Raw genomic sequence first — 22962 nt, forward strand, 5'->3', positions numbered from 1 at the left:
CCCTACAGGTTGTTCATCTGCGTGAAGAAAGAGGCCACGTCGGAACCGGAGGCGAACTCGAACTGCGGTTCCGGCTGCTGTTCAGGCTGTCCCGGACGAGGCAGAGGCTTCGGAGGTTCGAGGCCGGTGTCTTCCGAGGAATTGGCCTGGATGAAGAGGTAGTTGGACAGCTCGATGCCATCGCTGATGCGGGCGAGCAAGTGCTCGCGGGTATCCCAGGTGGTGGACTCGTCCAGGGCAGCCAGGACGGAAGAGCGGCCCGGTTTCCTGCACAGCGACGCGATGAGCACGCCTACGCGGCGTATGGAGAGCCGTCCGCGCCACAGGTCCAGCAGATCGACCCCGAAGTGTTCGAGGAGATCGGCCTCCAGCTCGTCGCTGAACTCCTGAATGACGCGGACGGTCGCGATTAGTTTCCCGAGTCGCCCTGACCGGAAGCCTTCGCCACCAGGTCAGCGAACTCGCCGAACTCGCGGATCGTCGGGCGGGTGGCCTTGTAGGCCGCCCACTGCTCATCGCCGACGATCAGACGGACGGCCGTCAGCTCGTCCTCGGCCTCCAGCAGCTCAAGCGGCATGTCCAGGGCGTTGGGGACCTCGAAGGTGATGCCCCGGTGCTCGAAGGTCGTCGGGCCGGCCTCGGCCTCCGCCTTCTTCGCAGCGGTCTTCGCGGACGCAGCCTGATTCGCGGTAGCAGCCATGGGTACTCCTGAAAGCAAGAAAGCCCCCGGGACACGGGGGCGTTGAGAGGTAAGGGAAGGGGGCGGGGATTTCTCCCTCCCCGCCACGGGGATGGGGTCGCTCTGCGGTCGACCGCGTTAGACGGTCTGTGCCTTGGCTTCGACGGTGAGCGTGCCGACCTGCGCGGAGTGTTCGCCGTCGCTCGCGCTGATGGTGAAGCCCTTCAGCGGCGCGTCAGCGGCGACGGTGACCCGAATATCGAAGGAACCGTTCGGAGAGGCGTTCCCGGCGTCGGCCACCAGCTTCGGGTCACCGGTGGTGACCGTGATCGGAGCGTTCGGCTTCGCGCCCTTACCGGTCACGTGGACCTCGCCGCCCTGCTTGACGGTCTCCTGCGAAAGGTCCGCCTGGAACTTCTCGCCGGGGAGTACGGCCCCGTCCTTGATCGCGTCGTTGGTCAGGACGTAGCCCAGGCGGCCCGAGGCATCCAACGCCTCGATGGTCAACTCGAACTTTCCGGCCTCGGCCCGCTGGAGCTGGATGGCGCCTCGGTCGGAGATCATCGCCCGCTCGATCACTGCGCGGTACTGCACGGCGCCCTGCGACCAGTCCACGACGAGGGAAATCTCGCTCAACTCCGGAGTGCTGGACAGGTCCAGGCGCCAGGTGTCCTTGATCGGCCTCTCAGAGCCGTCCGAGCCCTTTTCCGTGGCGGGCTTCCACTCCGCACCGAAGAAGAGTTCCGTGGTGGCGAGGTTCGTTTCCAGCAGGGTGGCCTTTACCTGGAACGACGCCTCCTTGACGTTGTAAAGGACGGGCACGGCGCTCTGCCAGACCTTGACCGGGTCGGAGGAAATGGAAGGCGTAATCGTCACGCCGCCCTCATCGACGTAGCCCATCGGGGTGTAGCCGCTCGGGGCAACACCCTTGATGCCGCAGTCAGTTGGAGGCTTCGGGCCAGCGCCGGACTTCGGGAGAGGGGCGAAGTAGAGAGCGCCGTCGGGGGCGAACCGAATCCGACCTGCGTCGTTACCCTTAGCGTCAGCAGCCAATGTGTGTCTCCTCTTTATGGCATGAAAAAGCCCCCATTGCTGGGGGCTGGATGAGAGGGAAGGTCTATCCCTCGGTGATGAATACGGAGACCTCGCCGAGATAGGAATGCTCTCGGGAAGTCGAATCCGGAAAGTAGCGGGGGCTGATGCCATCGGAGACATCCAGCACCAGGACGCCGCCCACGAGGCGGCCCGGCAGGTCCTCAAGCAGGTACTCGCGAACGAGGTAGGCCAACTTGGCAGCCTCGTCGCGGTGTTCCGAGTACACCTGGAAGGTGATGTCTGCCCGGTCCATGCGGTCCCGGACGGCCCGGTAGCCGCCCGCGTGCTCGACGTAGATAGCGGTCTCGCCGGGTTCCCGGCCCACCATGTCCCCGGTCACCGCGTGGGCCAGCTCGGGCTTGGCACGCAGGTAGTCATGGACGACGGAGACGGGATCGATCCTCACGACTCCCTGACCTTCATCAGGGCGCCCTTGAGGATGTGCCGGCCCGCATGACGGCGGCCGGCCTTGTCTCGCCAACCGAACTCCACGAGGAGCGGGTGACGGTCGGCCTGGACAGCGGCGTGCACGACGCCGTTCTCCTCGAAGGCCGTGACCGAGATCGAGCGCGAGTACATGTTCCACGACCCGCGCTTGTTCCTCGGCGCCTCGCCACGGGCCAGGGCCGCGATCTCCTCGGCCTTCTTCGCACTCAGCTCCGCCGCCTTGGGGGAGGAGACAAGTTCCTTAAGGCCGCCCTCGGAGAGGTCGAGTCGGAATGCTGCGGGCATCAGTGCTCCACCCTCCAAGCGCGGACCCGGACATGCCGGATCGAGCCGTAGTTCCATTCCATGGGGTCGCCGTCCACCTCATAGGTGCGGCCGTCGAACTCGACTCGGTCCGCGGAGTCCACATCGGTGCCCCAGGGCAGGAAGACCCGCAGCCGTTCCTGCGCCGTCTCGCGCTCGGGGCTGCGGGCCTCGAAGGCTCGGTCCGGCTGCACGTGGGCCAGGCCCTCGAAGACGTTCCGCGCGTTCGACCAGTCCCGACGCCTGGTGTAGGCCGATTCCTCGATGTCCGCTCTGCGGACCACCACGTGGTCACTGAACAGGAACAACGCCTACCCCCGTCCCAGGCGGACGGTGGACAGGGGGCGCCGATATCGCTTCAGTGCGGTCCTGGCCGCCGGCGAAAGCTGCTGGGCGGAGGAGGCAGGGCCGAACTGGACTTCCACGTCGCCCACGCGCTCCGACACGATGCCGGGCTGAACCGCCAGCCACCGGATGACTTCGGAGCACAGAACGGCCCGAATGCCGGGGGCGTCGGGCGCGTACCGGCTACCGCAGTAGTCGCGGATGAAGGCCGCAGCATCCTCAATGAATGCTTCGACTCGCGGCTTCTCCGCTTCCTCGAACCTCCGCCCGAGCCTGACCTCGATGTCAGCGACGGATACGGGCATGGCGGCCTCCTCCGTTAGGAGCCCGAGGGCGCGGTCGTCTTCTCGGTGATCGACACCTTCAGGCCGCGCACGAACGATTCGCCGATGCCGACGCCACGGACCGAGTAGTCCGGGTCCTCCCGGACCGTCGACAGGCCGTACATGGTGTCCAGGCCGATCGTGTCGGCCTTCTTGGCGTAGTCGTAGTCGATCAGCATGCGGGTGGCGATGCCGTTGATGTTCTGGACGCTGCCCTGCACGGCACCCATCGGGATCGCCGGGCAAGCACTGACCAGAAGCATCGCGCTCTTGTGGAAGAGGTACATCTCCAGGCCGAACGAGTTGTGAATCACGATGTCGAAGCCGTAGATCCGGCCCACGACAGCCCGCCGCAGGGCGTTGGTGTCGCCGGAGTAGTCGACCGCGACGAACTCCGGGTCCTTCAGGAGGATGGCCTCGACCTCGGGGCCGGCGATCAGATACCGCTCGGAGGCCGGCACGTTGGCGACGTTCATCGCCATGCGGGCATCAACGAGCGCGGTACGCAGACCGAGCGCGCGGGCCTTCATGTTCTCCCCCGTCCCGTCCGCAGCCGGGATCGTCACCTCGACATCGCCGCCGATGACCTTCTTCTGCGCGGCGCTCAGACCGGACCGCGTGATGTTGGCCTTGATGAAGGTCGCGGTGGTGTCATCGAAGTACTCCGCGAAGCCGCGCGTCAGCTTGGTCAGCACCTGGGTGCCGAACTGCTTGAGGTCGAAGGCAACCTGCTCCATCGACAGCGCGGTGGAGTTCTGAGCGAGGGTGGTGAGCTGGACGGGGAACCGGCTCTCGTTGATGAAGCCGACCGGCGCCAGGCGATCGTTGGTCGGCAGCGGGCGGTCCGAAGCGGCGGCGAACTTGTTCTTGTCGCCCTTCACCGGGTTCCAGATCGGCTCAGAGATGCCGGCCGCCTGCACAGGGATGCCCCGGCTCTCACGGTTTACGTTGATCACGTCACCGAGGCCGCCGGTGAACTTCAGCTCCGAATACCGGGCCGGAATCCCGCCCAGGGTGAGCTGCCGGTCCAGGAGGCCGAGAGCAGCAATAGTGACCTGCTTGGGGTCAAGATTGAAATGATGCGTGGTAAGCGCCATAGGCGTGCCTCCAAAAGGGCATAAAAAAGCCCTCCTGGAGGGGAGGGCGTTCGAGGAGTCTCGGGCTAGATGAAGGACCCGCCAGCGATGAAGTCAGCCAGCTCGCTCGGGTCCATGGAGGAAATGTCACTGCCGCCAGCCCGGTGGTAGCCCGTACCCATGAGCTGAGGGAACTCCGGCTGCTGCGCCTCAGGCTTCGGGAGGGAGGCGATCAGCTCAGTGACCCGTTCTCGGTCGGCGCGGCCGTCCTCGGCCACGAAGCGAGAGAGGTCCAGGTAGTCGGTCGGCACGGTGACACCGGCCGCGGCTGCCTGGGCTCGGATCTCTGCCTCGGCCAGCGAGGTCCCCACCTCCGCCAGCGCAGCCTTCCGGGCTTCCGCCTTCGCCGACTCGATGGCCTTCTCCTGATCGGTCATCTGTGCGTGACGGATGCCCTCTAGCTCCCTGGTGGCCTGCTTCCAGCGCTTCTCGTTCTCACGGGACAGGCGCTTCCACTTCTCCAGCTCATCAGTGGGGCCGGCCTCGGCCGGAGCCTCGGGCGGCTGAGGCGCCTCGACCTCGGGGACAGGGGTGGCGACAGGGTCGTTCTGTGTCTCGTTCATGCGCTAATCCATTTCGGATGGACCCGCCATTCCGGCGAGTCGATTACTTTTTCTCACTGAGCTTGCGATTCACGTTGCCTGAATTGCCTTGCGGGGGCTTCTGAGCCATTTGGGCTGCCTTCGCCTCGCTCGGCGCACTTCCTCCCGGCTGCTGTTGCTGGGGACCGAGCTTCTGGACCTCTGCCGCAGCGCGGGCGTCATCCTTCCGCATTTCACGGAAGGCGCTGATCTGGGACGGGGTGTAACCCGCATCGCTCCACAATTGCTCTTCAGGGACATTGAGCTGCTTCAGCTTGAGGAGGGCGTCAATATGTTGCGCCTCGGTCCTGTACTCCGGATCGCGCCACACGGTTTCCATGGCGAACGCTTTGGACCGCTCGTCTCGCTTCACTGCGAAGCAGAGCCGGATTACCTTCTCCCATGCCTCACCAAAATGAAGCATGCGTTCCCGGACCTTTGCGACCAGACCGGCCTCTGCACTGATGATGGACTCGCCAGAGGGCGCCGCTCCTCCGTTTACAAGGAAATAATGAGGCGGGGTGCGGGATATGGAACTCATGTGCTGGAGCAGGAGGCCGACCAGATCGCAATAATTGCTGAGGCTGGCGGCCTCGAATTGTCCGAACTTCGCCTGGGAGTCCTCGGCCTGGAGGAGCTTGTCCACCGCAACCTTGAAAGGCTCGACCGGGTTTCCCTGGTCGTCTTCCACGATCTCCAGGCCCGTCACATACCGCTGAGGGAACGCTGCAAATTCCGATGCGGTCAGCGCGTCCGAGACGGTCTTGTTGATCGCGTCCTGAATCGGGATGACGTTCGCGAGATCCGAATACGGGTCACCGGACAGTCGGGAGCGGTTGTGAAATGGGACAACCGGGACGACGCCCAGCGGGTTCGGGCGCTTGACGCCGTTTTCCCACTCGGCCTCGCCGCGCTTGGTCTCATAGACGTATTCCTCGGTCCACAAGGTGACCCACTGCCGGCCCCAGTCGTCCATGAAGAAACGGGCTGCGGCTTGCAGCTCGGTCCTGCTGCCGGGCTTGTACTGGACGACCATGTTCTCGGCGGAGACGGGGAGGATGGACGGCTCGCCCTCCTCGTCAGCCCAGACCAGGACGTAAGCACGGCCCTGCACCATCGCGTCCAGGTGGACGGCGTTCGAGAGCACATCCATGCTGCTGCGCTGCCAGAACTCCCAGGCGTCCTTGTCGGTGCCGGGAGATTCGGGTATTCGGAAGGCGTCCACGGTCATGCGCTCGGTCGCGCTGTCGATGATCAGGCCGCAAAAATTGTCGCGCCAGCTCTCGAAGACCTCGCGGAATTCGGCTTTGAAACGAGCCTGGGAAAAGGCGAGCCGCTGGTGCTCGCCTTCATAGTATTCGGCGTAGCGGAACATGTCCGGCAACTGGTCTGTCAGCTTCCCGTACAGATAGGCCAGCCAGTCAGTTGGGGATTCCGGGGGGCCAGCCGCGGCGTATCCGTTGGGGGGAACAATCATGGGGCCTCACTAAAAGCCGACCACGCGCCCCCTTCGCGCATTGAGCCGACCGTCAGCGATTGCATCAGCCCTGGCCTCAAAGGCAAGAATGGCGCACACGGCCAGGTCGATTTTCTTCTTGGAACGGGGGGAGTCTTTGGTGATCAAGAGCCCCTGGGGAACTTCCCGCGTCACTGCGTTCATCATGTGTCGAGTCAAGTCAGAATTTCCGTCGTGCTTGACGTCACCGACCGTGACGGCGGAGTGCAAGCGCTCTGTGGCTTCACACATCCGCATCGGCTTGTTAGTCCAGTATTCGAAGACGCGGTCGTCGCCGTATGTCATGGCCCACCGACCAATGGCCTCCTGCCAATACGGCGGGTCTCCGTAAAACCACTCCACTTTGTACGTCTCAAAGGCGCGCTTCACGGTGGATTCAACGGAGGGAACGTCGACTTCCCAGTCGGGTTTCTTCGGGTCTCGCGGGTTCTCCCACAGGCCCAGGAGGAAGAGCTTGCCGTCACGCAGGCGGCAGCCAACGAGCCCTGTGGCGTCCCCCCGGAAGGAGCCGTCGAAACCGACGGATATCTGATCCCCGGGGCGGATCGGGTCGTCCTCGTCGAGGCAGGCGTCCCACTCCGATTTCATGAGCCAACCGTCCGCGTTCTCCTGAATGTTGTTCAGGTAGAAGCGGTAGGCGATGGCCGCGCTGGTGCGCGGGTCCATGACTGCGGCAACGATGCCGTCAACGTCGACCCAGTGTGAATCCCCGTAGGCGTCGATGACGGCTTCACGAACGGCGTCCTCGTCCTTGAGGTCAACGTCCCGGACTGCTTCCCGGCAGTCGTAGAGGATGCCCTTCGCCCCGAACTCCATTGCGGCCTCGTGGGTCCGTTGGGCGATACTGCCCTCGTTCGGGTTGAAGGCGTTGGTGGTCTCGATCAGGCGTGAGCCTGCACCCGCAGTCTTCTGGACGTTGCGGTCGAGGGTTTCCCAGACGTAGGTGCCCTGGTTGCTGTCCACCCAGTGGTGGACCTCATCGCAAACGACAAAGTGGGCATGGCCCGGCCCCGGCAGGAGAGACCCCGCCGGGGCCGGGCAAAGGTGGGCCTCGCCCCCTCAAGCCCGCGGCTGGAGGAGGTCACGGGCTCGATGCGGCCGGGCCGGCCATCCTTGAACTGGATGATCCCCTTGCCGATGTCGAGGTTGAACTCCTTCTCGGCCGGGGACTCGGCCAGCATGCCGCGGATCATGTCGCGGGTGTTCGCGGTCTGGTCCAGGGAGGTGGCTGCGATCTGGACGAGGGGGAGGGGCACCCTCTTGCCCACCGGCTGCCCGTTCTCATCGAAGTGAGAGAAGCGGGCCGGCCCGATGAACTCCACGATGGCCAAGGCGGCGAGCAAGGGTGTTTTGCCCCACCCCTTCGCGCGCCGCAGAGCTGCGGACCGGTACAGCCACCTTCCGCGCTCATCAATCGCGTACATCCAGAGCACGAAGCGCAGTTGCTCAGGGCTGAATCGCCAGGGTTGACCGGCGTGTTCGCCATCCGGCTGAACGATGAACTTCTGGGCCCACCGGATGATGCCGTAGCCAAGGCTCCGGCTGGGGTGCGGGACTCCGGAAGGCATGTTGCCCGTCAGTGGCATCCCGGCACCCCCTTTCTTACTCGGAGAGCATCTTGAACAGCTCCTCGTCCAGGTCCGTGGCAGCCTCCTGAGCTGCCTGCGCGGCTTCCTGTTCTGCTTGCTGGTCGAAATTCATGCGGAGCCGGGCCCGGTCCTCGGTGGTGGCGCCCCACCGTCCGACTCGTTGCCGGATCTCGCCGGCCAGGCGCACGTTGCCCTGGTAGAAGGCATCCACGAGCCGGGTGGTCAGCTCCAGTTCGGCCCAGTCGGTCTCAAGCCAGTGCTCGGTCTGGGGGGCTGCTGCCCACGTCTTCCAGAAGCGCTTGGCCCCGCCGGTTTCGACGCCGAGGGACTTCGGCAGGGCTCGGCCCTCGCCAGAGCTGAGGGATAGACCGTGCTCGCCCAAGGCGTGATCGGTGTTACGGCGACGGGCATTGGGGCTGGGGGCCGGCCCGCGTCGAGACGGCATCAGGGCACGCTCCGAAGGCTGTTGGGGTCGACCCCGTACAGCTCGCCCAGCTCCGACAGCTCGAAAAGGGCGTCCTGTATCCACTGGCGCTTCTCTGCGGCCTTCGAAGGCCGGCGGACGGCCTTGTTCGGCGGGAAGGGGCACTGGCAGTCGACGCACAGGCCATCGCACAAGGGCACTGGAAGCCTCCGTGGTGGAGAGTGAATGAATGATTGAGTGGGGGCCTACCGGTCCTCGTAGTAGGTCTTTCGTCTGTGGCAGTCCCTGCACAGGACCCACAGGTTCGACAGGTCCCAGGTGCCGCCCTTGGCGATCGGGATCAAGTGGTCGACCTCCAACTCGGTCCGGCAGCCGCAGCGTTGGCACGTGAAGCGGTCTCGGGCCAGGACCAGGGACCTGCGCTTGTGGAAGTCGCCGGGCCGGTTGAGGTTCCGCGCCGAGGTCTTCCAGGTCCTCTTGGGAGGGGCGTGGCTCTCGCAGCGTCCTGAACGAATGGTCACGGAGGTGCAGCCCACCGACATGCATATCGACTTGGCTCGGGGCATCGTGGCCTCCCTCCGTGAGTGGTGAGTCGACGGGATTCGAACCCGCTCTTCCGCCCTTGCAGGGCGGAGTGCACGCCGGACACTGCGACTCCAGCGCAGAGCGACCGCGCCTTTGCTCGCTGCGGGGATCAAGCGCAGCGAACCGGGTGAGGGCCCCGGCTGGTTTCTTGTCTGGCAGCCGGGGCCATGATCTTCCTGGATCTCTACCGAGAGAAAAGATTCATCTGGGAGATCAACAGGAAGAAGGTTTCTTACAGTTAATTCATTCAAGAACCCCTAAGAAGGTTTTCCGTTCGACCTCGTTTCACTCGGTCTCACTATGTATGTAGGTGTTACTCAGGCCGATATGGCCGACAGAGAGACAAAGTGAGATCCATGTCACTCTCGCCCGAATAGAGGTTGACTCTGGGCGCAAAAGTTGATGTGCGACGCGTGATCTTGGTACGGTCTGGAGCGTCCCTGTGACGACCCCTTCGGGCGAAGGTGCGTCGAAGTCCGTGCTCGAAAGGTCGCCCTCCGTGACCAAGCTGCCCTCTGATGCCGAACTCGCGAAGATGTTCCACCTCGGCGTGCTGGATGCCGACATCGCCGAGCAGTACGGGGCGACGGTCCAGGCGGTTAACAAGCGTCTCGTGAAGATGGGGCTGCGGAAGAAGCCGATCGCCGTCCGAGTCAACGAGTTGGTGAAGTCCATCTGGGACGTCAAGACCTCCCGCAGCGGCCCGAGCCACCACAACGCGTACATCCTCAAGAACCTCAAGGTCTACATGCGCGTGCAGCTCGGTGACACCGCCAGTGAGACACAGCGGCGGGAAGCTGACTGGCTGATTGGCCGGTTGATCCGTGAGGGGGTCGTCATCGACTACGACCCCGAGACGGAGGAGGGCTGGGCGTACGTACCGCGCAAGCCCCAGGACGGCCGCAGGATCATCCGGTGGCCGGAGGGTACGGCACTGCCCGCGGCTGACCTCCAGCGAGCTATGGAGCTGCCCGAGACGGACGGGGCCAAGGGCCAGACGGAGCCAAAGTAGGGGCTGGGCGCCCACGTCCTGGTGGAAGGTATGGCAGCGTAGGCGGGCTAAGACTTCGCCATGCACATAAGCCGGCCGGTACCTCGCGGTTGGGGTACCGGCCGGCTCTGTCGTGTCGATCTACTCCTCGTCGGCTACTTCCTCTGCCGGGACGATCATGAGCCGCAGCGACGGGTCCGCCATGGGCGTGTAACAAAGGAACGTGACCTCAAAGACGGTGTCACCGTGGCCAGGCAGGTACGCCCGGCGACGCTGCTTGTCCGGGTGGTGCACGGTGGTCAGATCGTTCTCAAGGATGCGGGCGGCTACCTGGTCGCGCTCCTTGATTTCCTTGATGACCTCGTTGAGGCGAACGTGGTCCGGGTTGGCCTGGTGGTGCAGCCGCAGTTGGGAGGCCATGGGTTTGGCCCAGTCCTCTTCCCAGTTGATCAGCTGCATGCGGGCTTCGGGGTAAGTCAGGGCCCACACCATGACGTTGACGCCGTTTCGCATCCACGGCCACTCGCGTCCGGCGGTCTCGTTCATGGTCATTACGTCCCAGGCGAAGTCAGAGACGTAGGCGGTCCAGGGCTGAACCTGGACCAATGCATCGGCGGTGGGGTGCAAGTTGCTCCTATCTGGGCGGCTGCGGCTGGGCGGCTCGACGCCGATGCCATACAGGTAAAGGCTGTGGCGCTGGCCCTCGTCCAGGACCAGGGCACGCACGAGAGTTTCGATCCACTCGGCCGAGGGGGCCTGACGCCCCTTCTCCAGCTGTCGATACCAGCCAGCCGTGACACCGGTGAGGCGGGCCATGTGGTCTTGGGTGATGCCGAGCCTGGTAGCCGGTGAGCCCGTGATCAGCCCCGGGACCTTGTTGCCGTCGCAACAGGCGCGAATGTGCAGCAGGAGCCGAGAGAAACGCACAAGGTCGGTCATGTATGGCACCACCCACTTTTGGTAAAGAGTCGGTCAAGGATCTGGTTTCTCTGGGCAACGTTAACGCTTCCCTAACGTTGATCGCACACCTGTACCCACGCACGTAAACGGGCATTTAGGGACAAGTGACCTCGCAACCGTCAGTCCGACTTCCGGTAGTTCGAGTGTCGGTAGGCGGTTGCGCCCGAAGATTGGTACCCATGCAGGCTCAAATCCAGGCAAAGATGGACCAGGCCGCACGGCCGCGATTGGCCCCGCTGGCCTGGGCGTTGTCGTGCGCACGGTGCCGGAGCTGACCAATCCGGCCGTACCTGTACCACCTGCATCAAGGGATCTTCAGCTGTGAGTCGTAGCGTTTTCATCACCGGGGGCAACCGAGGAATCGGACTGGCCATTGCGCGCACCTTGGCCGACGCCGGGGACAAGGTCGCCATCACCTACCGGTCCGGCGAGCCCCCGGCCGGCCTGCTCGCCATCAAGTGCGACATCACCGACCCTGAGCAGGTGGCAGCGGCCTACAAGCAGATCGAGGCCGAACACGGCCCCGTCGAGGTACTCGTGGCCAACGCGGGCATCACCCGCGACGGGTTGCTGCTGCGCATGTCGGAAGAAGACTTCGGCGACGTGCTGGCCACCAACCTCACCGCCTCGTACCGGGTCGCCAAGCACGCCGCCCGCGGGATGCTCCGCGCACGCAAGGGCCGCATGATCTTCATCTCCTCGGCCGTCGCGCTGCTGGGTGAAGCGGGGCAGGCCAACTACGCCGCCTCCAAGGCCGGCCTCATAGGACTCGCACGCTCCCTCTCCCGCGAGCTGGGCTCCCGGGGAATCACGTCCAACGCCGTGGCACCGGGGCTGACTGCCACGGACATGGCCGCCGCCCTGCCGCCGGAGCGCACCGCAGAGCTGTGCGGACAGATCCCCCTCGGCCGCCTCGCGCAGCCGGAGGAGATTGCTGCGGCCGTGCGCTTCCTGGCTTCAGAGGAAGCGGCATACATCACCGGAGCCGTCATCCCTGTCGATGGCGGCGTCGGAATGGGGCACTGAGCTGCCGGTTCGATGCCATCGCGTCATCGGACCCCATTTCGGCACAGGTTGATGTGAGACCGCCTCGGGGGAAGGCGTGAGGAGCCAGCCCCTGAGTCTTCCAACAAGGAGATCTCCTGCATGGCCCTGTCCTGCGCCCTGGCAATCGCCCAGCCGCATGTCATCCAGAGCCTCGTAGACGCCGTGAACCGAGCGCCGATCAGTAAGGCACCAATCAACCTTCTCGTCAGCGTGGGCGTCATGGTCTGCAAGATCACGACGTCCGCGCTCGGCGCGGCGTCTTACTTCCACCTCGTGGTCAGCGACATGGCCACCGCTGACTGCGAGCAAGACGTTGAGCAGACCTTTCGGGAAGAGGGCCTGACTGGGTGGCGTGACTCGGTGATCGAGACCATCCACATGCCCCGCCCGAACCTCCACTTTCCCGGCAGCACCGAGTCCACCCTGTACGTCATCCACCCGGAGGTACCCCGTTGAGCATCGAAACCCAGCCCCGATCCGTCTCCCAGACCGAGCAGTACGAGAAGTGCGCGCACCGCTTCTACCTCCAACGAGTGGAGCGTGTTGAGCCCCGGCCGGCCGCCTGGAGCCACCACGGGACCGCCTTCCACAGCGCCGCCGAAGCCTTCGAGCTGTCCGGCCGGGCCATGGGCGCAGACGAGGCAGTGACGCTCTTCTCCGAGCGGTACAGCGCCCTGGTGAACAAGAGCCTCGACAAGGAGCCGAACACCGACCTCTGGCTCTCTGCCACCGGCACCGGCGGGGAGGACATCGAGAGGCGGTACGTACTCGGACAGCAGCAGACGGGCCGGTATGTGGAATGGGCAGCCGCCAACCCCACCGAGACCTACCGCACCCCCGACGGCACGCCCGCTGTGGAGCTGTACTTCATGGTCGAGTTGGGCGGCGTCCGAGTGCGGGGCTTCATTGACCAGCTCGTGCGGGACGCGGACGGCACGGTGCGCCCGAGGGACTGGAAGACCGGCTCCATGAAGAGCAAGTTCCAGCTTGAGACCTACGGCGTCGCCGTACGCAAGCTCTACGGCGTGGAGGTCAACAAGGCGGACTGGTACCTCGCGAAGACCGGCCGCCTGTCGAGGCCGGTTGCCCTGGACAAGGTCACGGAGGAGGCAGTGGGAGAGCGGTACGCAGCCATGGACGCTGGCGTGAAGCGCGGCGACTTTCCCGCCAGTCCCGGCTTTTCCTGCCGCTTCTGTGACGTTTCCCACGCCTGTTCATTTAAGCAATAAGTTGATGCGCGAGGCGAATTCAACTACTCTGAAGGCAGAAGGAAAGAGGGGTTCTGGTGTATTCACTGAGTCAGTCCGTGCGCATGAAGGGTGCAGCCGGTGAGCCGATCAGGTCCCCTTTCAAGGGGCTGACCGAACTCGGGGCGGACTTCCGCAGGGGAGAGCTGTCTGTTGTCGCTGCCGCTGGCGGAACGGGAAAGTCTGTGGCCGCTCTCAACTTGGCCGTCCGCAGCAACGTGCCGACCCTCTACTTCTCGGCGGACTCAACCGCGGCAACGCAGCTCTCCAGGGCTACGGCCATCCTTACGGGCGATGACGCCAAGAGCATCAAGGCCAAACTGCACGCTGACGACTTCGAGGAGTACAACGACGTGCTGGCAGAGCGTTGGTGGCAGCGATTCAACTACTCCGCAAGGCCCACGCCGGCCGAGATCGAGCTGCACCTTGAGGCGTACTGGGAGGTCTTCAATGTCTACCCGCACCTCGTCGTCGTGGACAACATCACCAATATCGACGCGGGCGGCGCCGCCAACGCCGACGAGTTCACCTTCTCTTTGGAAGGGCTCTGCGACTACCTAAATGAACTCGCCCGCGAAACGCACGCACACGTCATGGCCATGCACCACGTCATTGGCGACTACGCGGATGGGCTCAAGCCGATCCCGCAGTCCGGCCTCAAGGGAAAGATCAGCAGAGTGCCGGCCCTCATCCTGACCATCCATAAGGAGATCGACGGCATGGACGGCCGCACCTTGCACATCAGCCCCGTGAAGAACCGCGAAGGCTTCGAAGACAGCAGTGGTGAGACCTACGCCTCCTTCAGCTTCAACACGAGCAACATGCGACTGGAGGACGTCGCCGTCGCAACGGCCTTCTGAAGCAGCACCACAAAGTTGATGTGCGATGGGCGTGCATCGGGCTCTACGTGAAAGGGAAGCAGTGATCACCACCCGCAACCGCCAGCATGGCCGACGCCCCAAGGGCTTCAGCATCTCCATGGACCTGTCCGGCAACCTCGCCGAGCGCTTCCCGCTTGACGAAGGCGAACGCACCAAGCTCACCGAACCGGTGGCTCTGCTGGTCGAACTCGGCGACACGGTCGCTATCGGCAGCGTGCGCCAGCTCGCTCACGAACTCCGCGGCCGAGGCCAGTTGCAGGTGGTCGTCACCCGACGTGGACGGGGAGGGCGCCAGCTCGTCAAGGTCATGGCCGCCGACATGCTGTGCACCTACGCGACGGATTGCGACCAGACCGGACGGCTCATGCGCCTTGAGCGCACTCTTCGGAAGGCCGCGTGACGGGCCCGCGCAGGGGCTTCCGGCGCTGCTCGCGCTGCGAAAGGAACCGGGCCGAGAGGTTCTTCACGCCACGCGGCAGGATTTGCGGGACGTGCAAGAAGGTCGCGCGGAGCACGGCCAGCCATGAGGCTCGTGTCCGCTCCACGTACGGCCTGGGCCCCGGTGAGTACGACATCCTGTTCCGCAGTCAGGGCGGCTGCTGCGCCATCTGCGGCGGAACGCGGCGACAGCGCCTCTCTGTCGACCACTGCCACAAAACCCAACTCGTTCGAGGGCTGCTATGCCGCATGTGCAACGGCAGGCTCCTCACAGCGGCCAGAGACCGGCCCACCGTGCTCCGTGCGGCGGCTCAGTACCTCGATGACCCGCCTGCACCCCGTCTCATAGGGCGGCGCTTCTACCAAGGCAAGGACAAGTGACACCGAAGAGCTATGGCAAGCCCATCGCCACGTACCGCGAGTGGCGCGGCGACAAAGCCTTCCTGGAGGCGGCCTACCGCAAGTACGAATTCCCGGTTAATACCCAAAAAGTTGAATGGCGAGGCGAGGATGAGCGTGCAGAAGGCCGCTAGGCCACCCATCGCCACGGTCCTCGCCCACTACTTCCCGGAGTGGCGGCCCCCGCAGTGCCCGACGCGCGTCGGCGGCTGGAGCAGATGCCTCTGCCCGTTCCACGCCGAGCGGACACCCTCCGCAAGCATCAACTACGCCAAGAACAAGGTCCATTGCTTCGCCTGTGACCTGTCCTTGGACTCGATCGACATCATCATGCGACAGGAGAAGGCGGGGTTTGTCGAAGCTGCACGACTCGCAGAAAGCCGATTTGGTCACGGCGGCCAAGCGCTACGCGACCAACTACCAGGGCAGCCCGGCGGAACGGTATATGGCGCACCGCGGTCTCGGCAGCGTAGCGAAGCTCCGCCTCGGCTACGTTTCGGAGCCAGCCGTAGGACATGAACTTCACCGTGGACGCCTGGCCGTCCCGTACTGGCGCCCCGCCGGGGGCATCCACGCCGTGGCCACGATCCGCTTCCGCTGCATCGCTGATGCGTGCGTGAGGGCACCGGACGGTTCATATCTGCCGCCACATCGGGAGAAGCACGAGGGACACGGCAAGTACATGGGGCTGCCCGGCCATCCGCCCCGCCTCTTCAACACGGCGGCCCTGCTCACCAGCAAGCCATACATCGCTCTGAACGAGGGGGAGTTGGACAGCGCGGCGGTCGAAGGCGCCGACGTGCCCGCCGTGGGTACTCCGGGTGTGTCGAGCTGGCGGGATCACTTCGACCCGGCGTTCGCAGGCTTCGAAATCGTCTTCGTTCTTGGTGACGGAGACGATGCCGGCCGCCGCTTCTCCGCCAAGGTCTGCGAGCGCTTGCCCAACGCCAAGGCCGTCGACCTCGGCGACGGCTACGACGCAGCCAGGTTCATCCACGAGTTCGGTCCCGCGAAGTTCCGAGAAAGGCTGGGTCTCTGATGGCGCGCTTCAACGTCGGCGACGAAGTGATCGTCGTCGCCGGATCTGGACAGGCGGCGAGCTGGCTCTACGAGGACAAACGCGGGGTTGTCCAGGCCGTCCACGAGGGCCAGCCGTACCCGAACGACGTGCAGCTCCGCAACGGCGGCGCGCTCTGCTTCACAGATGACGAGCTGATGCTCGCCATGGAGCCCAACCCCGGCCGGCGCCTCCTCAACGAGACAAAGGGCCTGGCCCTCGGCATCGACACCTACAAAGCACAGGAAGTCATGAAGGCCGCCTTGACCACCTCAAGCACAAACCCCACGCACCGGCCCGCCGTCGAACACCCAGCGCACTACACCAACCACCCGAGCGGAATCGAGTGCATCGAGATCACCAAACACATGAACTTCCCTCTCGGCAACGCCATCAAGTACATCTGGCGCGCGGGTCTGAAGGGTGACCCGGTAGAGGACCTTCGGAAGGCGATCCGCTACGTCGAGATCGAGATCGAACGGACTGAGGGCGGCTCGAAGTGAGTGACTGTTGCTCCTCGTATCCCTGCAACTGCATACGGGAAACCGACCTCGATCACCTGCTGGGCAAGGTGAGAGAACGGATTGTCCTGCACGGCGGAAGGGCTACAGCCCGTCAGCTGCTCCCCTACGTCAGGGCTACCGCATCCGTAGTCAAGTCCCTTCCTGGGATCACGACCGTCAGAGAAGACTCAGGGATCGGACGGCCGAGAACCGTCTACCTCTACCAGCCTGCTAATGACCGCGCTACGCAAAGGACCGATGTGACGCAAACCGACGACTTCCCCACGGCCATCAAGGGGGTTTCCTTCTGCATCGGAGCTGCGATGAAGAGTCTCTGGCTGGCGGAGTACGAAGACGAATCAACGCAGGAGCTGAAAGAGGCTGTGAGGGCCATCGAATACGAAATCACCCGTCGCGAGAAGGGGGCTGTGTGAGCGTCAAGGAGATAGCGATCGTCTCGGACGTCCAGTACCCGCTTCACGACGCACGGGCAGTGCGGAACCTGTGGGGCTACATCGGAGAGCGGCAGCCCGCCGAGGTTCTGATCATCGGCGACTTCATGAACTACGCGGCTCCCAGCCGTTGGTCCAAGGGCACCCGAGCCGAGTTCGAGAACGACGTCTTCCGGGAGTCCGAAGGCGGCAAGGCCCTCCTGGCCGAGCTGCGCGAGGGCTACAGCGGGCCGATCAAGTTCGTCATCGGAAACCATGACTCCCGCCCCCGTGACTACCTGCTCAAGTACGCGCCGGCCCTCGCCGCCAGCCGAGCCTTCGACATCGATGTGCTCTTGGGCTTCGAAGAACTGGACATCGAGGTCTTGCCGCCGTTCACCGAAGTCGCGCCCGGATGGGTCGCCATGCACGGCCATGAGCTACGGGGACTGAACCAGATCCCGGGCAGGACAGCGGCGTCGAAGGTGAAGAAGCTGGACCGGTCCGTCGTCATGGGACACACCCACAAGAACGCGGTCTCGCCCGAGACGGTAGGCGTTGGACGGCACCGGCGCACGCTCTTCGGCTTCGAGGTCGGACACCTCATGGACGAGTCCAAGGCCGAGTACCTGTCCCAAGGCGTGGCGAACTGGCAGAAGGGCTGGGGACGGCTGCTCGTCGGCAAGTACTCCGCGGTGCCGGTACCGGTGTACGTCGAGCGCGACGGCTCGTTCGTGGTGGACGGCATCCGGTACGGGGCCATCCAGCGCAACAACCAGGGCCGCTTCGTCAGCCCGACGAAGGGAGCGAAGGTTGCCTGAACCGGTCGTCCTTGACTGGGCCTACCTCTCGGCCCTAGCGGAGCGAGTGGCCTACAGCATCGCGCAGAAATGGAGCATCGTTGAACAGGACGATGTGAAGCAGGAGATCCTGCTTCACGCCTACGCACACCGGCCGACCATCGAAGCCCACTACGCCAACGAAGACTTCCTCTGGAAGATCTTCCAGAAGGCCGGCACCCAGTACGCCAGCAAGGAGCGCAACTACCGCGACCTCCTGGATGACGCGTACTACTACACCCCCGACGAGGCCAAGGCCGCATTGCGGACCTTCCTCTACACCGACGACGAGCTGAGTCAGATGGTCGGCAAGAAGGACGACCTTCTACAGGCCCGCGTCACCGACAACGTCGTCTCGGCACGCATCGACGCTGCGGCCTCCATGAAGAAGCTACCCGAGCGGTATCAGCAGCTCCTCATGCGGCGCCACGTCTACGGCCTCCCGGTCCCCGACCAGGCCGACCGTCAAGCCCTCACACGGGCCGCAGTCGCCCTCGCCCAGCAGATGAACCGCACCCTGCGCACCCGAAGGAACTCCGCGTGATCGAAACGACGAAAACGTACAGGCGAGACCTCGCCGCCGGGACGTTCGTCCGGCTGGAGGTCACCTACGACGAGACGGTCGGCACCCCCACCTACATCGGCTACCGGGACGCTGACGGCGACCTCACCGAACTCAATCTCCACCCGCTCGACCTCACCAGCCTGCTGGACATGCTCAGCCACGCCCCGGCAGCGAAGGGAACCCGCTGTGTCGTATGACGACCCGTTCGCCGACAAGTCCCCCTGGGACGAGCCCAACCCCACCGAAACCGACACCCCCAAGGAAAAGCCCATGACCACTCCCGCCCCCACCACGCCCGCCCCTTTCAAGATCGGCCTCACGGTGAAGGCAGGCCCGGACTACGGCGCCGAGTGGCTGACCCCGGCCGTCTACGGCCACACCGCCATCGAGACGGCAACCCGTGGCGTCGAGCTGCTGACCGCCATGAAGGAGAAGGGCCTGATCGAGTACAACGCCAAGTTCGCCCAGTACACCCGCGAGCAGTACAAGGGCGGGGCCGGCGCCGCACCCAAGCGGTTCGAGAACGGCAAGGTCGTCGCCTCGAACACGAACGGCAGCGACTACACCTGTGATCACGGGCAGAGGAACTTCAAGGACGGCGGGAGCTGGGCCGCCTACTTCTGCGGCGGCCGGGGCCTCGACAAGTCCGAGCAGTGCCCGCCGCTCTGGCGGCAGAAGGACGGCTCCTTCCGCGCGAAGTAATGAATCAACTCTGCACAGAAAGTTGATGTGCGATGGGGTCGGTCGGCGGGCCGGCCCCACGGGCAAGGAGGACTCACATCCGGGTCATTGACTACCCGATCAAGGGCCAACCGGTCCGCATCCACGTGGTCGAGACCGAAGACGACCTTCCCGACTTCCAAGCGTTCGTCCTGGCCAACCAGCAACTCCTAGGCCACGACAGCGAGACAACCGGACTGGACTGGTGGAATGCCAGCCTCGGCACCTTCCGGGCCCGCCTTTGGCAGTTCGGCAACGACCAGGAGGCGTTCGTCGTCCCGGTCGAGAAAGGCCGACCGTTCCAGGACGCCGCGCGCTGGGCGCTCAGGACGGCGCACCGGCTCATCGCCCACAACGGCACCTACGACTTGCACGTGGCACAGCAGTGCCTCGGCATCCCTATGGAGGAACTGGCCCCCAAGAGCTGGGACACCAAGCTATTCGCCCACCTTGTCGACCCTCGGGCCGTCAAGGAGAGCGGACCCGGCCTCAAGCTCGAAGAGCTGACCCGGCACTACATATGCGAGGCCATCGCAGCCGAGGTGAAGGGCTCCATGGCGGCCATCGCCAAGGAGCTGAAGGTCAAGAAGGATGACGTTTGGCCGCTCGTCCCGATCGACCACCACGGCTACCTGCTGTACGCGGGCATGGACCCGATCCTTGCGTTCCGCCTGTACAAGATCCTCAAGTCCAAGGTGCCGGTCCGCAGTTGGAAGCGGGGCCTCGTCTCCTGGGAACACCGGCTCGCGCACATCACGGCCAAGATCGAGCGGACCGGGTATCTCCTCGACCGCCAGTACGCGGAGGACAAAGCCGCCGAACTGGCCCGCCAGCAGGAGACGTGGGAAGAGGTCGCCCGACGCGAAGGCGTCGACAACGTCAACGCGAACGCGCAGATCATCGCCGCTCTCCAGGAGCGCGGCATCAAGCTCACGAAGAAGACGAAGAAGGGGAACGTATCGGTCGATGACGAGGTGTTGACCTCGATCGGCATCCCGCTGACCGAGGCCATCATCCAGGCCAAGAAGGCGAAGAAGTGGAAAGCCACGTGGTTCGACCGGGCCCTCGGCGGCCAGGACTCTGAGGGGCGCGTTCACGCCAGCATCAACAGTTGCCAGGCCCGTACCGCTCGCATGAGCATCACGGGCGCGGTGCCGGCGCAGACGCTCCCGGCCGGGGACTCGTACGTGCGGCACTGCTTCCTCGCGGAGCCCGGCCACGTGACCGTGTCATCCGACTACGGAAACATGGAGCTGCGGGTGCTGGCCGCCTTCAGTGGCGACCCGACGATGCTGGACGCCTTCCACCGCGGCCTGGATCTGCACCAGATCACCGCTGACGCCGCAGGCGTTGACCGCAAAGCCGGTAAGGGCACCAACTTCACCGTCTGTTTCGGAGGCGGCTGGAGGGCGATTGTCGAGCAGTACGGCGTCGCGGAGGCCGAAGCCAAGAAGGCCGTCAAGGCGTTCTGGGAGACCTACCCCGGTGTCAAGCGCCTGGCCGACCGTCTTCAGCGCGAAGCGCGGCGTACCGGCTTCATCTACACCGGGACGGGCCGACGCCTCCCCGTGGACCGCGACCGCGTGTACGCGGCGCTCAACTACTTCATCCAGTCGACCAGTCGTGACATCACGGCCCGAGCCCTGATCGAACTCGACCGGGCCGGATACACCGAGTACGTCCGCCTCCCAATCCACGACGAGCTGGTGTTCAGCTTCCCCAGGGAGCAGGCAGCGGAGTTGGCCGAGAAGACGGCCCGAATCATGGAAATGACGGTCAAGGGCCTCCTCGTCCCCGTTGACGCCGAGATCGGCGAACGGAGCTGGGGCAGCGTCCTCGACCTCGAAGCAAGCAAGCACTAAGGAATGAATTGACCAACGCTGATGGGTTTGACGAGCTGATCTCTGGCATCGAGACGGAGATGAACCAGGCTCTGATCGAGAAGCGGGGGACCGCTGTTGTCGCCCTGGCCCGGATCACCGGTGTCGTCTACACAGAGGCGATAGCGGCTGGCGTCCCGCACGTCCTGGCTCAGGAGATGGCCACGGACTACTGGGCCAAGGAGATGCACCCCGAGGTCGCTGTCGTCGCCGACGACCAGGACGGTGACGAGTGAGCGCCAAGACTTCCGACACGTGCCACGAGGTGATGACGCTTGAGGAGCGGATCGAGTGGGAGATAGAGCGCTCGCCCACGCGCAGTGACGAGTGGGTCAACGCCATGCTGAAGCGCTTCGGCATCTCCCGTGCATAGCAAGACCGCCCCGGCCGTTTGGCCGGGGCGGTCTTGTTGTGTGCGGTGGCTACTTCCAGACGATCTCGATGAGTTCTGGGCGGAAGACTCCCCGCTGGGCGCCGCCCTTGCCCGCCTTGCTGATCACTACGGCCTCGATGCTCCGCCTGATCTCGGCACGCTTCATGTCCACGGTGTACGACCCCCACTCGCGGATGATCCTGGCGGCGGCCGAGCCTGCCCGGATGGGAGAGACGGTCAGGGTGGACACCTTCTCCTTCAGCTCGGCTTCCTTGCCCTCAAGGCGGCTGATCTCGCGGGCGAACTCGGCGAGGGACAAACGATCCTCAGCGCGCAGGGTGCGGGCCTCGGCCTTGTCCGCGTCGATCTGCTTCAGCTTCTCCTTAGCCTGGGTCAGCTCCGGGTCCTCAACCTCGGTGGGCGTCACGTCGTGGGCCTGCTTCTTGAGATGGCCCAGAAGGATCTTCTCTACGTAGTCTTCGACAGGGGGCCCGCTACGGGAGAGCTTCCCGCAGCCGCCGTTGGCGGGCTTGCACACGTAGTAGTAGCCGTACTTCTCGTAGCTCTTGGTGCCGCGCTGGTACATCGCGGAGTTGAGGCCCGAGCCGCACTCACCGCAGCGGGCGATGTTCGTCAGCAACCGCTTCGTGACCGTGGAGCCGACCTGACGACCGGCGCCGGTGTTCTTGCGCGCGTCCAGTTCGTCTACCAGCTCCCGCCACTCCTCGGGTGTAAAGATCGTCTCCCACTTGCCGACGATGGGAGTGCCGTCGGTCCTCTCGACCAGGTACTCCACCGGGTCAACGCGGCCGGAGCGTTCACGGTGTTCTTGGGGGATGTAAGCCCGGTAGCCGCACAGTCGGGGATTGCGCAGGACGTACTTCACGCTGGTGTAGCTGATCGTCTTTCCTTCAGGCGTTTGGGGAGCCCGCACGCCTGCCTCAGCCCACTCGCGGTGGAGAGTGGAGACACGCTTCCCGTTCAGGATGTCCCTGCGGGCCTTTCGAAGGATCTCCGCTTCCATGGGGTCAACGTGCTCCAGGTCTTTCCAGCCGAATGCGCGCTGTCCCTTGTGCGGCTTACCGTCCTGGGCTTCAGCCAACTTCTGTCGGGCAACGCGGCGAGCGGCGTCGGCAGAAAACTTGTTGGCGATGGTTACGTAAATGCGGGCCTGGAACCGTCCATCGGCAGTCGTTAGGTCGTAGTCACCGGCGGTGGTGCCAAAAACCATCGGCCGACGGGCCTGCTCATAAATATCGATCAGGCGTTCAAGGTCGCGCGGCTGGCGGGCAATCCGGTCGATGTTGTAGGCGAGAATGCCACTGATGGTTCCCGTCTGAAGGTCAATGATCATGTCCTCGAATGCCTTGCGCTTAACCCGGCGCTTGTAGGCGGACGTGTCGTTGTCTTCATAGATGCGGTGGACGTTGCAGCGGCTTCCCTTGGCCAGGTCGTACACGTCCTCGCGCTGACGGACGACCCCCTCTCGCCCGTCCCTGCCGTCTCCGAGCTGACCGATGTCAGAGATCCGCGTGTACCCACCCACGTCAAGCATGCCCACCCCTGCAAGCGTCGCCGCCTTCATGATCACCTCACAGTAACATTTAT

At 64.5% G+C, this 22962-nt stretch carries 35 protein-coding genes, 1 tRNA gene and 1 pseudogene; 19 read left to right on the forward strand and 18 right to left on the reverse strand.

Annotated elements, in window-relative coordinates; translation table 11 throughout:
- Positions 1 to 2: 2 nt before the first annotated feature.
- The 16 genes from ACO0M4_RS23970 to ACO0M4_RS24045 form a co-directional block, all read right to left on the reverse strand.
- Complete coding sequence (locus ACO0M4_RS23970) at positions 3 to 290, reverse strand: hypothetical protein (RefSeq protein WP_430372984.1); 288 nt, start codon at positions 288 to 290, stop codon at positions 3 to 5.
- Positions 291 to 409: 119 nt separating this feature from the next.
- Positions 410 to 700, reverse strand: a complete 291-nt coding sequence (locus ACO0M4_RS23975) for a hypothetical protein (protein WP_227727186.1) — start codon at positions 698 to 700, stop codon at positions 410 to 412.
- Between the two features lie 117 nt (positions 701 to 817).
- Positions 818 to 1555 carry a hypothetical protein gene (locus ACO0M4_RS23980; RefSeq protein WP_430372985.1) on the reverse strand — a complete coding sequence of 246 codons (738 nt, stop codon included), beginning with the start codon at positions 1553 to 1555 and terminating at the stop codon, positions 818 to 820.
- 241 nt (positions 1556 to 1796) lie between these two features.
- A complete protein-coding gene (locus tag ACO0M4_RS23985) occupies positions 1797 to 2180 on the reverse strand; it encodes a hypothetical protein (RefSeq protein ID WP_430372986.1) in 384 nt (127 codons plus the stop codon).
- Positions 2177 to 2506, reverse strand: coding sequence for a hypothetical protein (locus ACO0M4_RS23990; protein ID WP_430372987.1), 330 nt, complete (start codon positions 2504 to 2506; stop codon positions 2177 to 2179). The genes ACO0M4_RS23985 and ACO0M4_RS23990 overlap by 4 nt, the downstream gene beginning before the upstream one ends.
- Positions 2506 to 2832, reverse strand: coding sequence for a hypothetical protein (locus tag ACO0M4_RS23995; RefSeq protein ID WP_430372988.1), 327 nt, complete (start codon positions 2830 to 2832; stop codon positions 2506 to 2508). Before ACO0M4_RS23995 ends, ACO0M4_RS23990 begins: the two co-directional genes overlap by 1 nt.
- Before the next feature lie 3 nt (positions 2833 to 2835).
- Positions 2836 to 3174, reverse strand: a complete 339-nt coding sequence (locus tag ACO0M4_RS24000; RefSeq protein WP_430372989.1) for a hypothetical protein — start codon at positions 3172 to 3174, stop codon at positions 2836 to 2838.
- A gap of 14 nt (positions 3175 to 3188) precedes the next feature.
- A complete protein-coding gene (locus tag ACO0M4_RS24005) occupies positions 3189 to 4289 on the reverse strand; it encodes a hypothetical protein (RefSeq protein WP_430372990.1) in 1101 nt (366 codons plus the stop codon).
- Positions 4290 to 4354: 65 nt separating this feature from the next.
- Positions 4355 to 4891, reverse strand: coding sequence for a hypothetical protein (locus tag ACO0M4_RS24010; RefSeq protein WP_430372991.1), 537 nt, complete (start codon positions 4889 to 4891; stop codon positions 4355 to 4357).
- 43 nt (positions 4892 to 4934) lie between these two features.
- Complete coding sequence (locus ACO0M4_RS24015) at positions 4935 to 6386, reverse strand: phage portal protein (protein ID WP_430372992.1); 1452 nt, start codon at positions 6384 to 6386, stop codon at positions 4935 to 4937.
- 9 nt (positions 6387 to 6395) lie between these two features.
- Positions 6396 to 7388, reverse strand: coding sequence for a terminase TerL endonuclease subunit (locus ACO0M4_RS24020; RefSeq protein ID WP_430372993.1), 993 nt, complete (start codon positions 7386 to 7388; stop codon positions 6396 to 6398).
- Entirely contained in the window at positions 7307 to 8011 is a 705-nt protein-coding gene (locus tag ACO0M4_RS24025; RefSeq protein WP_430372994.1) for a hypothetical protein, read from the reverse strand. The genes ACO0M4_RS24020 and ACO0M4_RS24025 overlap by 82 nt, the downstream gene beginning before the upstream one ends.
- 16 nt (positions 8012 to 8027) lie before the next feature.
- Positions 8028 to 8459 carry a hypothetical protein gene (locus ACO0M4_RS24030; protein ID WP_430372995.1) on the reverse strand — a complete coding sequence of 144 codons (432 nt, stop codon included), beginning with the start codon at positions 8457 to 8459 and terminating at the stop codon, positions 8028 to 8030.
- Complete coding sequence (locus ACO0M4_RS24035) at positions 8459 to 8638, reverse strand: hypothetical protein (protein WP_430372996.1); 180 nt, start codon at positions 8636 to 8638, stop codon at positions 8459 to 8461. The genes ACO0M4_RS24030 and ACO0M4_RS24035 overlap by 1 nt, the downstream gene beginning before the upstream one ends.
- Positions 8639 to 8683: 45 nt before the next feature.
- Positions 8684 to 8959, reverse strand: a complete 276-nt coding sequence (locus tag ACO0M4_RS24040) for an HNH endonuclease (protein WP_430372997.1) — start codon at positions 8957 to 8959, stop codon at positions 8684 to 8686.
- Positions 8960 to 9023: 64 nt separating this feature from the next.
- Positions 9024 to 9095: transfer RNA gene (locus ACO0M4_RS24045), tRNA-Cys, on the reverse strand.
- A gap of 427 nt (positions 9096 to 9522) precedes the next feature.
- Here ACO0M4_RS24045 and ACO0M4_RS24050 point away from each other — a divergent pair.
- Entirely contained in the window at positions 9523 to 10035 is a 513-nt protein-coding gene (locus ACO0M4_RS24050) for a hypothetical protein (protein ID WP_430372998.1), read from the forward strand.
- Positions 10036 to 10155: 120 nt separating this feature from the next.
- Here ACO0M4_RS24050 and ACO0M4_RS24055 read toward each other — a convergent pair whose 3' ends face one another.
- Entirely contained in the window at positions 10156 to 10953 is a 798-nt protein-coding gene (locus ACO0M4_RS24055; RefSeq protein WP_430372999.1) for a helix-turn-helix domain-containing protein, read from the reverse strand.
- A 342-nt stretch (positions 10954 to 11295) separates the two neighbouring features.
- On the opposite strand from ACO0M4_RS24055, the gene ACO0M4_RS24060 reads away from it, so the two are divergent.
- The 18 genes and pseudogenes from ACO0M4_RS24060 (at position 11296) to ACO0M4_RS24145 (ending at position 21354) form a co-directional block, all read left to right on the forward strand.
- Positions 11296 to 12000, forward strand: a complete 705-nt coding sequence (locus ACO0M4_RS24060; RefSeq protein WP_430373000.1) for a beta-ketoacyl-ACP reductase — start codon at positions 11296 to 11298, stop codon at positions 11998 to 12000.
- A gap of 120 nt (positions 12001 to 12120) precedes the next feature.
- Positions 12121 to 12477 carry a hypothetical protein gene (locus tag ACO0M4_RS24065; RefSeq protein ID WP_430373001.1) on the forward strand — a complete coding sequence of 119 codons (357 nt, stop codon included), beginning with the start codon at positions 12121 to 12123 and terminating at the stop codon, positions 12475 to 12477.
- Positions 12474 to 13250, forward strand: a complete 777-nt coding sequence (locus tag ACO0M4_RS24070) for a RecB family exonuclease (RefSeq protein ID WP_430373002.1) — start codon at positions 12474 to 12476, stop codon at positions 13248 to 13250. Before ACO0M4_RS24065 ends, ACO0M4_RS24070 begins: the two co-directional genes overlap by 4 nt.
- A gap of 56 nt (positions 13251 to 13306) precedes the next feature.
- Positions 13307 to 14128 carry an AAA family ATPase gene (locus ACO0M4_RS24075; RefSeq protein ID WP_190131801.1) on the forward strand — a complete coding sequence of 274 codons (822 nt, stop codon included), beginning with the start codon at positions 13307 to 13309 and terminating at the stop codon, positions 14126 to 14128.
- Positions 14129 to 14189: 61 nt separating this feature from the next.
- Positions 14190 to 14549: a hypothetical protein gene (locus tag ACO0M4_RS24080; RefSeq protein WP_430373003.1), complete on the forward strand. Its 360-nt coding sequence runs from the start codon at positions 14190 to 14192 to the stop codon at positions 14547 to 14549.
- Complete coding sequence (locus ACO0M4_RS24085; RefSeq protein ID WP_430373004.1) at positions 14546 to 14968, forward strand: endonuclease VII domain-containing protein; 423 nt, start codon at positions 14546 to 14548, stop codon at positions 14966 to 14968. The genes ACO0M4_RS24080 and ACO0M4_RS24085 overlap by 4 nt, the downstream gene beginning before the upstream one ends.
- Complete coding sequence (locus ACO0M4_RS24090) at positions 14965 to 15120, forward strand: hypothetical protein (protein WP_430373005.1); 156 nt, start codon at positions 14965 to 14967, stop codon at positions 15118 to 15120. Before ACO0M4_RS24085 ends, ACO0M4_RS24090 begins: the two co-directional genes overlap by 4 nt.
- Positions 15098 to 15313 (forward strand): annotated as a pseudogene (locus ACO0M4_RS24095) (CHC2 zinc finger domain-containing protein); the annotation flags it as partial. The gene ACO0M4_RS24090 and the pseudogene ACO0M4_RS24095, both read left to right, overlap by 23 nt.
- A 25-nt stretch (positions 15314 to 15338) precedes the next feature.
- Positions 15339 to 16025, forward strand: coding sequence for a topoisomerase (locus ACO0M4_RS24100; protein WP_430373975.1), 687 nt, complete (start codon positions 15339 to 15341; stop codon positions 16023 to 16025).
- A complete protein-coding gene (locus ACO0M4_RS24105; protein ID WP_430373006.1) occupies positions 16025 to 16546 on the forward strand; it encodes a DUF3310 domain-containing protein in 522 nt (173 codons plus the stop codon). Before ACO0M4_RS24100 ends, ACO0M4_RS24105 begins: the two co-directional genes overlap by 1 nt.
- Positions 16547 to 16806: 260 nt before the next feature.
- Positions 16807 to 16980, forward strand: coding sequence for a hypothetical protein (locus tag ACO0M4_RS24110; protein ID WP_430373007.1), 174 nt, complete (start codon positions 16807 to 16809; stop codon positions 16978 to 16980).
- Entirely contained in the window at positions 16977 to 17798 is an 822-nt protein-coding gene (locus ACO0M4_RS24115; RefSeq protein WP_430373008.1) for a metallophosphoesterase, read from the forward strand. The genes ACO0M4_RS24110 and ACO0M4_RS24115 overlap by 4 nt, the downstream gene beginning before the upstream one ends.
- Positions 17791 to 18360: a hypothetical protein gene (locus ACO0M4_RS24120; RefSeq protein ID WP_430373009.1), complete on the forward strand. Its 570-nt coding sequence runs from the start codon at positions 17791 to 17793 to the stop codon at positions 18358 to 18360. Before ACO0M4_RS24115 ends, ACO0M4_RS24120 begins: the two co-directional genes overlap by 8 nt.
- Positions 18357 to 18578 carry a hypothetical protein gene (locus ACO0M4_RS24125; RefSeq protein WP_430373010.1) on the forward strand — a complete coding sequence of 74 codons (222 nt, stop codon included), beginning with the start codon at positions 18357 to 18359 and terminating at the stop codon, positions 18576 to 18578. Before ACO0M4_RS24120 ends, ACO0M4_RS24125 begins: the two co-directional genes overlap by 4 nt.
- Positions 18568 to 19083: a hypothetical protein gene (locus ACO0M4_RS24130; RefSeq protein WP_351765661.1), complete on the forward strand. Its 516-nt coding sequence runs from the start codon at positions 18568 to 18570 to the stop codon at positions 19081 to 19083. The genes ACO0M4_RS24125 and ACO0M4_RS24130 overlap by 11 nt, the downstream gene beginning before the upstream one ends.
- A gap of 125 nt (positions 19084 to 19208) precedes the next feature.
- On the forward strand, positions 19209 to 20963 hold the full coding sequence (locus ACO0M4_RS24135; RefSeq protein ID WP_430373011.1) for a DNA polymerase: 1755 nt from the start codon (positions 19209 to 19211) through the stop codon (positions 20961 to 20963).
- Between the two features lie 8 nt (positions 20964 to 20971).
- Positions 20972 to 21217 (forward strand): hypothetical protein, encoded by a 246-nt coding sequence (locus ACO0M4_RS24140; protein ID WP_430373012.1) that lies wholly within the window; start codon positions 20972 to 20974, stop codon positions 21215 to 21217.
- Entirely contained in the window at positions 21214 to 21354 is a 141-nt protein-coding gene (locus ACO0M4_RS24145; protein WP_351765667.1) for a hypothetical protein, read from the forward strand. The genes ACO0M4_RS24140 and ACO0M4_RS24145 overlap by 4 nt, the downstream gene beginning before the upstream one ends.
- 49 nt (positions 21355 to 21403) lie before the next feature.
- Here ACO0M4_RS24145 and ACO0M4_RS24150 read toward each other — a convergent pair whose 3' ends face one another.
- Entirely contained in the window at positions 21404 to 22939 is a 1536-nt protein-coding gene (locus tag ACO0M4_RS24150) for a recombinase family protein (RefSeq protein ID WP_430373920.1), read from the reverse strand.
- Positions 22940 to 22962: the final 23 nt, after the last annotated feature.

Source organism: Streptomyces sp. RGM 3693 (assembly GCF_050471125.1).
GTDB lineage: Bacteria > Actinomycetota > Actinomycetes > Streptomycetales > Streptomycetaceae > Streptomyces.

Excerpts from the sequence above, each read along its gene's own strand:
- ACO0M4_RS24010 (WP_430372991.1), bottom strand. The coding sequence starts at position 4,891 with ATGAACGAGACACAGAACGACCCTGTCGCCACCCCTGTCCCCGAGGTC.
- ACO0M4_RS24055 (WP_430372999.1), bottom strand. The coding sequence starts at position 10,953 with ATGACCGACCTTGTGCGTTTCTCTCGGCTCCTGCTGCACATTCGCGCC.
- ACO0M4_RS24015 (WP_430372992.1), bottom strand. The coding sequence starts at position 6,386 with ATGATTGTTCCCCCCAACGGATACGCCGCGGCTGGCCCCCCGGAATCC.
- ACO0M4_RS24150 (WP_430373920.1), bottom strand. The coding sequence starts at position 22,939 with ATGAAGGCGGCGACGCTTGCAGGGGTGGGCATGCTTGACGTGGGTGGG.
- ACO0M4_RS24025 (WP_430372994.1), bottom strand. The coding sequence starts at position 8,011 with ATGCCACTGACGGGCAACATGCCTTCCGGAGTCCCGCACCCCAGCCGG.
- ACO0M4_RS23975 (WP_227727186.1), bottom strand. The coding sequence starts at position 700 with ATGGCTGCTACCGCGAATCAGGCTGCGTCCGCGAAGACCGCTGCGAAG.
- ACO0M4_RS24000 (WP_430372989.1), bottom strand. The coding sequence starts at position 3,174 with ATGCCCGTATCCGTCGCTGACATCGAGGTCAGGCTCGGGCGGAGGTTC.
- ACO0M4_RS24030 (WP_430372995.1), bottom strand. The coding sequence starts at position 8,459 with ATGCCGTCTCGACGCGGGCCGGCCCCCAGCCCCAATGCCCGTCGCCGT.
- ACO0M4_RS24105 (WP_430373006.1), top strand. The coding sequence starts at position 16,025 with ATGGCGCGCTTCAACGTCGGCGACGAAGTGATCGTCGTCGCCGGATCT.
- ACO0M4_RS24065 (WP_430373001.1), top strand. The coding sequence starts at position 12,121 with ATGGCCCTGTCCTGCGCCCTGGCAATCGCCCAGCCGCATGTCATCCAG.
- ACO0M4_RS24005 (WP_430372990.1), bottom strand. The coding sequence starts at position 4,289 with ATGGCGCTTACCACGCATCATTTCAATCTTGACCCCAAGCAGGTCACT.
- ACO0M4_RS23990 (WP_430372987.1), bottom strand. The coding sequence starts at position 2,506 with ATGCCCGCAGCATTCCGACTCGACCTCTCCGAGGGCGGCCTTAAGGAA.